Source organism: Bacillus sp. ISL-75, assembly GCF_018613095.1.
In genome coordinates, this window is the sequence record NZ_JAGGQX010000062.1 from 32,394 (window position 1) to 44,817 (window position 12,424).

A 12,424-nucleotide genomic window follows, 5' to 3' on the forward strand; every position below is an offset into this window, starting at 1 on the left:
AGTAGGGAATGAATGTGAATCGAAAAAAGGGACCTATGTACTTACAAATAAAAGAAATATTGAAGGATCGTATTTTACATGGTGTTTATGCAATTCACACGAACATTCCCTCCGAGCCTCAATTAGAAGAAGAATTTAATGTAAGCAAAATTACTATACGGAATGCCATTAAAGAACTGGCTCAAGAAGGATATCTGGAGAAGAAAAGTGGTAAAGGAACAAAGGTCATCGCGAATGTATCGTTTGCGAAGCTTTCAAAAGGGAAACGCTTTACAGAACTATTAGTAGAAGAAGGCCACCACATCACCAAAAAGGTGTTAAATATTAAAAAGGCTGAATTGTCTCCAGACTCGGAACTTTATTCTTTATTTGGAAGCCATTGTGTCCAAATTGAACGACTCTACTTATTGGACAACGAGCCCTATATTCATTTCACTCATTACATCTTATTAGACATAAGTGAGGAAGAATTAGAGGATGTCAATTTCGGATCTTTGTACCGCTTTTTAGAAGAGCAAAACATTAGACTGGAATCATTCCGAGATGAGTTTGCCGTTTCGATTGCACCTAGTCATGTTAGTGAAAGATTAAACGTAGAAAAAGACACAGTGGTGTTAAAAAGAATTCGTCGTTCCAGTGATGATGAAGGAAATGTATTGGAATATAGCGTGGGTTACTATAATACAGGTAAACAAAATTATATTGTTAATTATAATGATTCTATTCAGTAACCCATTTTTTTGAATAGTATGTAAGCGATTTCTTAGAGGAGAGTGAGAAAATATGAGTTTATATTTAATAGGTATTACGTTGGCAGCGATTGTAATCGTAATTTTAGGAGTATCGTGGTGGAAATGGCATGCATTTATTAGTTTAACTGTCGCCGGCCTGTTTCTAGCTGTTTTTTCTGGCGTACCAATGGACAAGATTGTCACAGCCTATGAAACGGGAGTGGGCGCTGTCCTTGGACATCTGATTGGAATTTTAGCGTTGGGAACCATCTTAGGTAAAATGATGTCTGACTCAGGTGCGGGCATGCAAGTAGCCGATTTCTTTATCAAAAAATTCGGTGTGAAATACCTGCCATGGGCGATGCTTCTTTCTGGTTTTATTATTGGGATTCCTGTGTTTTTTGAGGTTGGTCTAGTAATCTTGCTGCCTTTGGTTATTTCGATTCGCAAATCTACTAAACAAAACATTCTATTAATTGGTATCCCGGTGCTTGCCGGATTGTCGATTGTGCACGGATTAGTTCCTCCGCATCCTGGTGCGATGACAGCGATTGGCATTTATAATGCAAACTTAGGACATGTAATGCTTTATTCATTAATTATTGCTTTTCCAACGGCCGTCATTGCCGGACCTTTATTTTCAAAATGGATTCAAAAACGGGTAACTCCTGTTGGAGAACCGGAATTAATCCGCGTGGTGACAAAGTCAAGCGGATTACCAAGTATAGCGATTTCGTTTTTCATTATCTTGTTGCCTGTTTTATTAATAATGTTAACGGTAATTGCCCCATATCTTTCACTGCCAGGTGCTATTGAAAAATTTCTATTGCTTATTGGCAGCCCGGTTATTGCTTTACTAATTTCATGTTTTGCAGCCTATTTCTTCTTGGGCTACCGCCAGGGTATGGACAGGACATTAATTAAAAAATTAACGGAAGAATGTTTATTACCATTAGCTTCGATTATTCTCATAATTGGGGCAGGCGGAGCGTTCAAGCAAATTCTAATTGAAAGCGGTGTAGGGACAGCGATTGCAGCAATGTCCGAGCAAATGTCTTTATCACCGATTGTCCTAGCCTTCCTAGTTGCGGGATTAATCCGAGTCGCTACCGGTTCAGCAACTGTTGCGCTAACAACCGCAGCCGGAATTGTTTCTCCAGTAGTGGAGCATATGTCAGGTGTTAACCTCGAATTATTAGTTATTGCTACTGGTGCAGGTTCATTAATGCTTTCACATGTAAATGATGCCGGCTTTTGGTTGGTAAAAGAATATATGGGATTAACGGTTAAAGAAACATTCAAGACCTGGACAGTCATGGAAACGCTCCTTTCTTTTGTCGCCTTTATTCTAGTTTTAATTTTAGATGTATTTGTTTAAGGTCATAAATTTTACTTGGTTATTAATTTAATACCATAAAAAATAGGGAGTTCCATTAAACAGGAACTCCCTATTCTGTGTGCCAGGCATGTTCATTAACTAGGCGGTGCAAGTCCGCTATGGGCGTTGGGATATGCGAACCATTAGCCGAAGGCAAGGGTGTCCGTGGTGACGCGGAATCTGAAGGAAGCTCAACTCCATGGTAACGGTTCTCATGGTTTTTAATTAGGTTAGTGCCGACCGCAAGAACCGTCCCCATGGTCAGATTAATCTATTAAACCAATAAGACTATTATCTGATTATCATTTAGTAATCTAAAATAAGAAATAATGGATACAGATTCAAGGAGCAGCTTGAGGAGTGGGCTGCACTGGTTATCCTGAACATATCATATAGTTAGTATTTATCTCTAAAAGAAGTATCAGCAATCCTGTCTACATAAAATTCACCGTTCAAATATTTAACCACAGAAACACTGCAATTTTCATGGTGAGGATAACCGCTCATTTTTGCTAATTGCATTAAGTAGTTGCCGATGGTTACCCCATGTGAAAATACTAGAACATTTCCACCTTCATTTTTATGCTTATGAATGATTTCATCGATAGCAGAGCTTGTTCGTGAAAATAGCTGTAAATAGGATTCCCCTTCAGGTGCTGACATATTTAAATCGTTAAGACTAAATAATGTCTCTAGGATATTCCCATATTGGGCTAGAATTTCCGTTTGTAATAGGGATTCCAAAACACCAAAGTTCATTTCCCTTAGACGTGGATCAGTAATGATGGGGATGTTTCGATGGCCAATGGCATACCTAGCCGTATCTACTACTCTCTGGCTTTCACTTGCGTATACTGCTTTAAATTCTATATCAGATAAACCGATTCCTACAGATTTAGCCTGTTCAATACCTTTATCTGTAAGTGGTGAATCACAAAATCCCTGTAATCGTTTCTCTACGTTAAAATGGGTCTCCCCATGCCGAACAAAATAAAGATTCACTTCTTTTTCAGAGGACACGCGTAAACACCTTCTTTGTAATGGGATTAATTGATTGATAAAATGAATTTTACCACACCTTTCGAGTAGTTTGTAATTAAATACACCAAGCATTTCCAGTCCAAACTAGGTTGTGAGGTATTATTTGTAGGAAATGTTTGTATGGATAGGAGTTTTCTTTTTGGAAAAGGTATGCGCAAACATAAATGCGATATTAATTGCAGATAATCCAAAGACATTTGTAACTAGAAGAATATCAGAAGCAAATCTTGAGTTTGGGGGGATTCGTGGGGATCGCCACTTTGGAATTACTAGTAAAGCTGATTCAAGGCAGCCGATGTATCCAAGAGGAACAGAGATTCTAAACCGCCGCCAAATAACGATTGTGTCTGTGGAAGAATTAGACAGGATTGCAGAAGAATTAGGTGTTGAATCTGTTCTGCCTGAGTGGTTAGGGGCTAATGTCTTGGTAAAGGGATTTCCGGAATTAACAAAACTCACCATGGGTTCACGTATCCTTTTTCCAAGTGGAGCTGGATTAATATGTATGGGGGAAAACCAGCCTTGTACCTTACCTGGTGATGAAATCCAAAAGCATTATGAAGATCATGAGAAGTTATCCCTCCGTTTTGTACGAGCAGGATATAAGCGGCGGGGAATCGTATGTGCAGTAGAAAGGCCTGGAATCATTCACGAAAATGATGAAGTCCAGGTTTTGGTTAATGATTTTAAAAATCCGATGCAATAAATTGAAGGGAACGAAACAAATTCGATTGGATGACTGTGAAAATTCAGACATAATATAACAAATAACAGGCGAACAGTGACAGTACTGTTCGCCTGTTATTTGTTATATAGATTAAAGTTGTTCGTGGAACATCGTTGTGAAACAAGAAAATCCGGGGCGTGACAGCGGATTCAATTAAAAAGGATTTTTCCACTTCGAAAATAAGTGAAAAGTGGGTTACCGACGTCACAGAAATTCCGATTGGAAATACAAAACTTTATCTCTCAGCCTTAATGGATTTACATTATAATTATATTTTAGGATATCAATTATCTGAGGTCCATGATGTCAAACTAGTAGAAGATACACTAGCCTCTGCATTAAATACTAGAAAAAAAGAAGAAGGAATTATTCTTCATTCTGATCAAGGAATGCCCTATCGATCAAATAGATGGAAAGAATTAATGGATGAAAATACAATCATTCCAAGCATGTCTAGAAAAAAAACGCCCTCGATAATGCATGTATAGAAAGTTTTTTCTCCTTTCTAAAAGCTGAACGTAAAGCACTAATAATAGTAAAGGTTTTAGACGAGGCAAAACAGATAGTTCATGAGTATATAGACTATTATAATCATAAACGGATTCAAGGGGTTTTAGATTACAGAACACCTGAACAATATGCAGCCGCTAGTTAAGAGACAGACCACAGGGCTAGTCTTTCTCCTTCGCATCTTACAGACCAATACTCAGAATTCTGGGAGTCTGTGAAAAGATGAGAAGAAGAAAGAAACCAGAGCAATACGTACTGATTCCTTTCCCTAAATCCGAATTTATATTGTCTACTTCAGGGATCGCAACGCACAGGCACGGATTTTATAAAACTTTCACTTGACTTCCATTTCTCAATAGGAGACTCTTGTGAAAAAAGGGAATTTTCGAGGTGACATGATTTTGAGAGAGGCACTACATTTTATTGATAATGAATTGATTAGTCTTCCATATTCAGCAACCAATGAAGAAGTAAGTAACCTGAAAAAATTGGCGGAAAAAGACCTTTTTCAATGCCCTTACTGTAAAGCTAAATTATTAATAGCATTGAACAGAATGAGGATAAAGAGGATTATATTTTAGAGTGGTTACAAAATGCGAACGCTAACAGATTATTACTTGATTCCAAACTAATAGATAATCCTCTGAGTGACGATTCAAGCCACATTTCACTCTGGTTAAGTGCATTTGAAGAATATTTGGATAACAAATAAGAACAAGACGAGAAAATACTCTCGTCTCATTTTTCTTTTATACACATAAGAATGTTTTTGTATGGTGTGAATGTAGGTAAATTCCACTACTCTTTCTTATAAATTATCTACAGTTAGCACTCTACGCATGTGGAGTGCGTGTCAAAGCTTATCCTAAAATAGTCTGCGACCTATTATTAAGCCATGTGGAGTGAGTAAACTTTATTATATTAGCTTAAAACTGTAGATGAAAATATCTACAGTTTTTATTATGAAGTAATTATTACAAATAAAGGGTTTCTAATAGTTAAAGAAGAAAAAGTAAGATCATAATATTAAAAATTGAACTTACAAGGAGTACATAAATGCTCAAACAAGGAATCTACGAAGAAATCATCAATCAAAAACTAAAAGATAAACTTACAGGGTTAGACATCAATACATATCACATCGGAAAAGAACGCATTGACGTTGAGGAGGCAAGGAAACTTCTATCTTCCTACATATCCCTAGTCACCAGAAAAGCTCTAAAATTTGTCCGTGATAATGAAAGTGATGATCAACAGGCTCTAATTAATCAGATCCGTACATGCAACGAAATCATCTCCATTTTAAGTGAGCGATTGGATGAGGAGGAGTTCCGCCAATTACGAATTGAAGAGGAAGGTGAGGTTCTCACGTCAATTTATTCTCGAATTAATTCGATCCGTAGTATTCAGAAGGGTGAAGTGATTCGGCCTGTAACTCCTCTCTCTCAGAGTTCACTGTTTACCGGCTCCAATTATGAACCGAATATGCTGGGAGAGCTGAAAAAGGAAATCGTTACAGCTGATTCGATTGATATGCTTGTTTCGTTTATTAAATGGAGTGGGCTGCGTTGTATTATAGAAGAACTGAAGACATTTACGGAAAATCCGAACAACAAGCTTAGGGTGATTACGACTTCTTATATGGAAGCAACCGATTATAAGGCGATACAAGAGCTTAGCCAGCTGCAGAATACCGAGATAAAAATTTCTTACGATGTGGATCGAACTCGACTTCATGCAAAGGCCTATCTGTTTCAAAGGGAGACAGGGTTTAGTACTGCCTATATTGGTTCCTCCAATCTATCTAATCCTGCGTTGACTTCCGGTTTGGAGTGGAACATTAAGGTCACTGAAAAGGATTCGTTTGATATCGTTAAGAAATTTGAAGCAACGTTTGAAAGCTATTGGAATGATAATGAGTTCAAAACGTTTCACCCTGATAGAGAACAAGATCAGTTGCTTTTAAAGCATTCTTTATCCAGAAGTAAAACCCAAGAGGAAAACGAGCGGCAATTCCTATTTGATATCCAGCCTTATTTTTATCAAAAAGAGATCCTTGAACAGCTTCAGGTGGAGCGAGAGGTATTTGGTCATATGAAAAATCTCCTTGTTGCTGCGACAGGTGTCGGTAAGACCGTCATTTCGGCATTTGATTATAAACGTTTTAAGAATAAAAATAAACCTTCCAAGCTATTATTTGTCGCGCATCGTGAGGAGATTTTAAAACAAAGTCTTGAGACCTTCCGAGCTATATTGAAGGATCCGAATTTTGGAGATATGTTAGTTGGAACTCATCAGGCAAGGTCGATTGACCATTTATTCGTGAGTATCCAGAGCTTTAATAGTAAAAAGCTCTATGAAAATACGACCAGTGATTTTTATGATTTTATTATCGTGGATGAATTCCATCATGCGGCAGCCGATTCTTATCAAAAGCTATTGAGCCATTATCAGCCAATAATTCTTCTCGGACTTACGGCGACACCTGAGAGGATGGACGGAAAAGATATTCTTTCTTATTTTGATGGTAAAATTTCGGCCGAAATGCGCTTAACGGAAGCAATCAATCGAAAGCTCTTAAGTCCGTTTCAGTATTTTTGTGTAAGTGATACTGTCGATTTATCCCAATTGAAGTGGAGTCGTAGAGGGTACGAAATCAGAGAATTAGAAAATGTTTATACCTCGAACGATCATCGAAGCAGCCAGATTGTCAAAGCCATCTATAAATACGTGACTGATATTGATCAGGTCAAGGGGCTAGGTTTCTGCGTATCCATTGAACATGCGAAGTATATGGCTGATTTCTTTAATAAAGTAGGAATTCCTTCTGTTGCCCTTTATGGAAATGTCGATGGGAAAACGCGAAGAGAGGCCCAATACCAGCTTGTTCAAGGTGAAGTAAAATTTATTTTTGTTGTAGATCTTTATAACGAGGGAATCGACATTCCTGAAGCAAACACGATTTTATTTTTACGCCCGACAGAAAGCTTGACGGTCTTTTTACAGCAGTTGGGTAGGGGATTACGTTTAGCTGAGGGAAAAGAGTGCCTAACTGTACTGGATTTCGTTGGACAAGCACATAGAAACTATAATTTTGAAGAAAAATTCCGTGCTTTACTTGGGAAGACCAAGCATTCTGTCCAGCACTATATTGAGAATGGATTCTTTCATCTCCCTAAAGGCTGCTTTGTTCAATTAGAAAAGCAAGCGAAGGACTATATTTTACGAAATATTAAATCCAGTGCTAACAATCGGGGGAACCTAGTTGCCAAGATGAAATATTTTGAACAGGATACAGGGTTACAGTTAACCTTGGCGAACTTTTTAAACCACTATCATTTAACTATATATGATTTTTATGGAAAAAATGGTGATCGAAGCTTTAGTCGGATGATGGTGGAGGCTGGAGTTGCATTAAACTTTGAGTATGAAAATGAGAAAGTCATTACGAAACGATTGCCAAATTTGTTTCATCTTAATTCAGAGAAGCTATTACAATTTTTTATGAAATATATTGATGAGCAGACGGTTCATGATGAAGAAGAACAGTTAATGCTCGCGATTTTCTACTATTCTTTTTATAATGCGCACCCGGTAAGTGAAGGATTTGCATCGCTTAAAGACGGAGTTGCAAAGGTAATAGCGCAGCCTGAGTTTAAAGAAGAAATCAAAGAGATTCTCCAATTCCTTTATCAATCATTAGAAACGTTGGAGATTGAAAATGACTTTGAGTTCATTAGTCCATTAGGTGTCCATTGCAGATATAACACTTCACAAGTTCTTGCTGCTTTGGGCTATTACAATGAATCCAAAAGCCCAGCTTTCCGTGAAGGAGTAAAACATTTCGAAGATAAGAATCTTGATATCTTTTTTATTACATTAAATAAATCGGAAAAAGACTTTTCGCCTTCGACTTTATATGATGACTATGCGATTAATGAACGGCTCTTTCATTGGCAAACTCAAAGCCGGGTAGCTGAAGGAAGCAAAATAGCTGAACGATATATTCACAATAAAAAGCGAAATCATCAAATTGCCCTGTTTGTCCGGGAGTATAAAAAAGAAAATGGTTATACCTCACCATTTGTGTTCCTTGGAACAGCTGATCATGTTAGTCATTCTGGCAGCAAACCAATGAACTTTATTTGGCAGCTTAATGAGGAAATGCCTTCGTACTTGGTACCAAGGGCTAATAAGAATATTTTATAAAACGAGGAACCTTGTTGAATTCAGCAGGGTTCTTTTTGTACTTTGAGAAATCCTTATTTTTCGTGTATTAATTGTTCAACTGCTGGAATGTCTGCCGGTGCCCATTTTAGTGAATCTAGATTTTCTGTTTTTAGCCAAATTAACTTGGAATGCTCACTTGTAGTTGGTGTTCCTTCGACAACCTTACATTTAATTGATTTTAAATTAATGATAAATGTTTCATATTCATGGGTATTATCGTTAAATACTTCATTTATTGTCTCAATTTTACAGCCCAATTCTTCATCAATTTCCCTTACGAGGGCTGAGTAGATATCCTCATTTGCTTCCACTTTTCCACCTGGAAACTCCCACATATTTGGAATAGACATTTCTGGGGACCTAAGAGCACAAAGAATCTCATTCTGTTCATTTTCAATAATTGCTGCGACTACTTTTACGAGCTTTTTCAATGTAATCCTCCTTGATGATTGATTTTCTAGTCATAATATATCACTTTTGATGGAAATATTCTTTAATGGGATTTTTCTTCTTATTGTGAAAGTTTTGTTGGAAAAATAAACCTAGTAATCTATCATTAAGATAATAGAAAGAATCGGTTTACTGGAGTGATATTTGGAAAAAATAAATGTAATTGAAAATATTAAAAATAGATTTTTAGAAAATGGTAAAGCGTTAGAAATACCTTTATTAAAAGGGCAAAAAACATTTCAGGCGGTCTTAAATGATGATGGTATTAGCGTCAGTAATTTAGCAAGTCAATCTTTTTTAACTTGGTCAGTGTTTGAAGAAACGATTGTATTGTTAAATGAAAAAAATGGCTGTGCAATTAAAAGGACGCCATGAAATATAAATTTTGGTGAAACGGTACTGCCGATTGATTCTGTTGAAGGAAGAATTGCTTATAAGGACTACTGGAAACAATTAGGCCAGAATGTCTTTCGTAGAATAACTCCTATCGCCTGTATATTAGTATGGTCCGGCATATTAGTAAATCAAAGAGGAAACTAAATAACATTGGAGTAGGATGAAATAAACCCAAATTTATTAGGTGGACCAAGGAATTTAGTGAATTACAAAGGGGAGTAGATAAATATGGATGCAGCAGATAAACATCTGGTGATTAAGAAAGCTAAATACCATACACCTAGTGTCAAAATTTCGATGGATCGCATCATAACGTTTAAGGATTTTGAGTTTGTCTACCGATGCTATGAACGTTGGTTAAAAGGAGATACTAGTAGTCGTCAGGAAGCTGCCAAAAAGTCACAAAATACAGCCTATATTTTTGCATTGATAGCTGAGGCATCTAAACAGAGAGTTTGAGTATAGTAATGTTAGCTAAATTTAAAGAAAAAAGAACGAATATTCCTGTTGATAGGGGATCTAATTATGCAGCTATATTTTTATGTTGAGAGATATATAAATCTCATCGAACAGTATCAATTATCGGAGGAACAACTTCGATTTACTGGTACGCCAACAGAATGTATCAAACTTTCAAATGAAGATCCAGATCGTTATTCAATATTAGCGATGGATCAAGATAATTTGATTACCTTTTTCAATCTCCATGAAAATGAAGGAGTAAAACCATTCTCTAATAATGATCGTTCCATCTTACTAAGAGCGTTTTCGACAGATTTCCGTCATCAAGGTAAGGGGTATGCCAAGAATGTACTTTTGCAATTACCTTCCTTTGTAAAGGAACACTTTAGAGAAACGAATGAAATTGTCCTAGCAGTTAACCTTCAAAATACTGTCGCACAAGGCTTATATAAAAAATGTGGATTTATTGATGAAGGAGAACGAAGGATGGGAAACAAAGGGGAACTTATCATCATGAGTTATCATTTGTAGGTCTTAGAAGTTTCTTTAAAAAGGAACTCCAAATCCAAAATGCCCTAGTATTAGTTAATGAAAGGGGGGCATAAAATTGAAAATTAAGTTTGCTTCCATTCTATTGGTCATATCGATCTTTCTCACGGCTTGTAACCTTGGAGTAAAACCGGAGGAACATTTAGGAGAAATATACAGCGTTGCGTTGGACGCAATCATGGAAAAAGACGAGGCATTGAGTAGTGAAATGAAATTTATTGCTATTGATATGAGCAATTTCGACGATGGATTAAGTAAAAAGGATAAAAAAGAAATTATGATCTTTTTCAAAGATAAATATAAAGTGGATGTAATGGATGCCACTTTTGATGAACTGAAAGAAAAAGGATACTACAATGCAGATAAAATGACTTTGGATGGTGTACTCCTTAGAATAGAGAAAATGGATTTTAAACTAAATAACAATGTTTTCTTTGAAGGTTCTAAATATAGGTCAGGATTAGGTGCAATTGGTGTAGAAGGTACTATCTACTACAAAGATGGTAATTGGCAAATGAAAGAGTCGAAAGAGACCTGGATAAGCTAATTTTTAATAAAGGTGTCTGACCCCCGGCGCATTAAAGCTTTAACACAATGGGGGTCAGGCACCTTTTTTCCTCTACAATCGTTTTTTAAACTCTTATGACCAAATAATCTCCTGATTTCAGTCGGACCACATCCGCCTTTAGTGCTTTTGCAATATCCGCTGTCATTGTTTTTTGCTCCTCTTCATCCTTAGCTAATAAGGATAATTGTTTACCACCTAATATTCGTTCTTTTTCTAACGTCACAAGAGCGAGAATATCATAATTTGGTTTTGTACTAGCTTCACGTCCCAATATTATTCCCTCCCGACCATATTTGATTTCATTACAGCAGGGCTTTTTTTGCTGCTTTCAAGTAGTGGTGTTTTCTTGACTGCTTCAATTAATTTATCTTTGTCGTTTATAATGGGTACTAAAGCAATCACAACTCGACCATTGTCAAAATCCCTGCGGGTAAAATGATACCGCTTCACTCCCAAGGTTCTTGTCGCTTCAAATAATGCGGCTTGCCTTTGCCCGAAATTTTCTAATGTAACCCGAAAATGTTGTTCCTTCGGATGTATGACCACAGCCTTTCCCTCCTCTTGAAACAATTTTGATGCATTCTCCGTTCCAAGAAGGTTCGATATATAGATTCCATCAACAAATAACTCATAATTTTTTACTTCTATTATTCCTTCTTTAACCTCTGCAATATCCCCAATCGTTTTTCCTTTTGAAAAGCGTTTTAATACAAAAAGGATTAGTAATCCGACGATTGCACCGGAGATGATATTGATCCAATTTGATTTACTGTCGGTAAGCTGCATCGTAATAGCTGTTCCTAATGCTACAATGAGTGCAAAATAATTCCTGGACTCGAAGGTTTTTGAAATTACATCGATATATGCATCCCTCGATAGGCATATTCAGTGTTTTCTAAGTCTTTTAAACTTTCCCTTTCTGATTTTCTTACATCCCTAAATTGTTGTATCGCTAAGGATAAAAACGTAACGGCTATGAAATTTTTTGTCATTAAAGCGGGAATAGCAATTGCCCCTAATGACGCAGCTACAAACCCTGTTACCAAATGGATCATATACCCATTAGGATAGCTTGGGGACTGTCTGAAATCCTCTTTAATGGTTAGTATACGTGCCATCGTTCCAATTACTATTGAAGTAACAATTAAAATAATCTGTTCTTTTGATATTGGTCCACCCATTAAACATCCCAACTCCCATTCTTTATTCATAGTATTGGCAGCTATCGGGAAAATAATTATGAGTGTTTTTGCATGTCTAATAATACAAATATAGGTGTTTGACCCCCGGAACATTAAAGTTTTAACACACTGGGGGTCAGGCACCTTTTATTCGAACTATTTAAGAGAATGTTAGTTTCATAAACGGATTCTCACTATTTA

At 36.7% G+C, this 12,424-nt stretch carries 14 protein-coding genes and 1 pseudogene; 11 read left to right on the top strand and 4 right to left on the bottom strand.

Translation table 11 applies throughout. The features are described 5' to 3' along the window. Positions 1-8: 8 nt before the first annotated feature. Both J7E63_RS23190 and J7E63_RS23195 read left to right on the top strand, forming a co-directional pair. Positions 9-731, top strand: coding sequence for a GntR family transcriptional regulator (locus J7E63_RS23190; RefSeq protein WP_215016857.1), 723 nt, complete (start codon positions 9-11; stop codon positions 729-731). 52 nt (positions 732-783) lie between these two features. Beyond that, the gene (locus J7E63_RS23195) at positions 784-2,109 is read left to right on the top strand and encodes a GntP family permease (protein WP_214715858.1); all 1,326 of its coding nucleotides are present in this window, start codon (positions 784-786) and stop codon (positions 2,107-2,109) included. Positions 2,110-2,505: 396 nt separating this feature from the next. On the opposite strand, the gene J7E63_RS23200 is transcribed toward J7E63_RS23195, so the two are convergent. Then, positions 2,506-3,129 (bottom strand): histidine phosphatase family protein, encoded by a 624-nt coding sequence (locus J7E63_RS23200; protein WP_215016859.1) that lies wholly within the window; start codon positions 3,127-3,129, stop codon positions 2,506-2,508. A gap of 160 nt (positions 3,130-3,289) precedes the next feature. Here J7E63_RS23200 and J7E63_RS23205 point away from each other — a divergent pair, with 160 nt between their 5' ends. The 5 genes from J7E63_RS23205 to J7E63_RS23225 all read left to right on the top strand — a co-directional run bounded on the left by J7E63_RS23205 (position 3,290) and on the right by J7E63_RS23225 (position 8,596). Next, complete coding sequence (locus tag J7E63_RS23205) at positions 3,290-3,856, top strand: MOSC domain-containing protein (RefSeq protein WP_251033699.1); 567 nt, start codon at positions 3,290-3,292, stop codon at positions 3,854-3,856. A 158-nt stretch (positions 3,857-4,014) separates the two neighbouring features. After that, positions 4,015-4,365 (top strand): DDE-type integrase/transposase/recombinase, encoded by a 351-nt coding sequence (locus J7E63_RS23210; RefSeq protein WP_215016864.1) that lies wholly within the window; start codon positions 4,015-4,017, stop codon positions 4,363-4,365. Beyond that, positions 4,362-4,532 (top strand): IS3 family transposase, encoded by a 171-nt coding sequence (locus tag J7E63_RS30620; protein ID WP_215017090.1) that lies wholly within the window; start codon positions 4,362-4,364, stop codon positions 4,530-4,532. The genes J7E63_RS23210 and J7E63_RS30620 overlap by 4 nt, the downstream gene beginning before the upstream one ends. Before the next feature lie 223 nt (positions 4,533-4,755). Then, a complete protein-coding gene (locus J7E63_RS23220) occupies positions 4,756-4,968 on the top strand; it encodes a competence protein CoiA family protein (protein ID WP_251033700.1) in 213 nt (70 codons plus the stop codon). Positions 4,969-5,443: 475 nt separating this feature from the next. After that, positions 5,444-8,596 (top strand): DUF3427 domain-containing protein, encoded by a 3,153-nt coding sequence (locus J7E63_RS23225; RefSeq protein WP_215016866.1) that lies wholly within the window; start codon positions 5,444-5,446, stop codon positions 8,594-8,596. 53 nt (positions 8,597-8,649) lie between these two features. Here J7E63_RS23225 and J7E63_RS23230 read toward each other — a convergent pair whose 3' ends face one another. Then, positions 8,650-9,048, bottom strand: a complete 399-nt coding sequence (locus J7E63_RS23230; protein ID WP_215016868.1) for a (deoxy)nucleoside triphosphate pyrophosphohydrolase — start codon at positions 9,046-9,048, stop codon at positions 8,650-8,652. A gap of 163 nt (positions 9,049-9,211) precedes the next feature. Between J7E63_RS23230 and J7E63_RS23235 the strand changes: the two genes are divergently transcribed. The 4 genes from J7E63_RS23235 (at position 9,212) to J7E63_RS23250 (ending at position 11,021) form a co-directional block, all read left to right on the top strand. Continuing rightward, positions 9,212-9,442: a hypothetical protein gene (locus tag J7E63_RS23235; protein ID WP_215016871.1), complete on the top strand. Its 231-nt coding sequence runs from the start codon at positions 9,212-9,214 to the stop codon at positions 9,440-9,442. A 249-nt stretch (positions 9,443-9,691) separates the two neighbouring features. Beyond that, positions 9,692-9,922, top strand: coding sequence for a hypothetical protein (locus tag J7E63_RS23240; protein ID WP_215016873.1), 231 nt, complete (start codon positions 9,692-9,694; stop codon positions 9,920-9,922). Positions 9,923-9,988: 66 nt separating this feature from the next. Then, positions 9,989-10,456, top strand: a complete 468-nt coding sequence (locus tag J7E63_RS23245; protein WP_215016875.1) for a GNAT family N-acetyltransferase — start codon at positions 9,989-9,991, stop codon at positions 10,454-10,456. Between the two features lie 76 nt (positions 10,457-10,532). Then, complete coding sequence (locus J7E63_RS23250; protein WP_215016876.1) at positions 10,533-11,021, top strand: peptide ABC transporter substrate-binding protein; 489 nt, start codon at positions 10,533-10,535, stop codon at positions 11,019-11,021. A gap of 85 nt (positions 11,022-11,106) precedes the next feature. On the opposite strand, the gene J7E63_RS23255 is transcribed toward J7E63_RS23250, so the two are convergent. Both J7E63_RS23255 and J7E63_RS30625 read right to left on the bottom strand, forming a co-directional pair. Continuing rightward, positions 11,107-11,313, bottom strand: a complete 207-nt coding sequence (locus J7E63_RS23255) for a capping complex subunit for YIEGIA (RefSeq protein ID WP_215016878.1) — start codon at positions 11,311-11,313, stop codon at positions 11,107-11,109. 2 nt (positions 11,314-11,315) lie between these two features. Beyond that, positions 11,316-12,337 (bottom strand): annotated as a pseudogene (locus J7E63_RS30625) (YIEGIA family protein). Positions 12,338-12,424: the final 87 nt, after the last annotated feature.

Bases quoted from the DNA above. Each gene is read 5' to 3' on its own strand.
- J7E63_RS23190 (WP_215016857.1), top strand. From the start codon at position 9: ATGAATGTGAATCGAAAAAAGGGACCTATGTACTTACAAATAAAAGAA.
- J7E63_RS23195 (WP_214715858.1), top strand. From the start codon at position 784: ATGAGTTTATATTTAATAGGTATTACGTTGGCAGCGATTGTAATCGTA.
- J7E63_RS23225 (WP_215016866.1), top strand. From the start codon at position 5,444: ATGCTCAAACAAGGAATCTACGAAGAAATCATCAATCAAAAACTAAAA.
- J7E63_RS23240 (WP_215016873.1), top strand. From the start codon at position 9,692: ATGGATGCAGCAGATAAACATCTGGTGATTAAGAAAGCTAAATACCAT.
- J7E63_RS23245 (WP_215016875.1), top strand. From the start codon at position 9,989: ATGCAGCTATATTTTTATGTTGAGAGATATATAAATCTCATCGAACAG.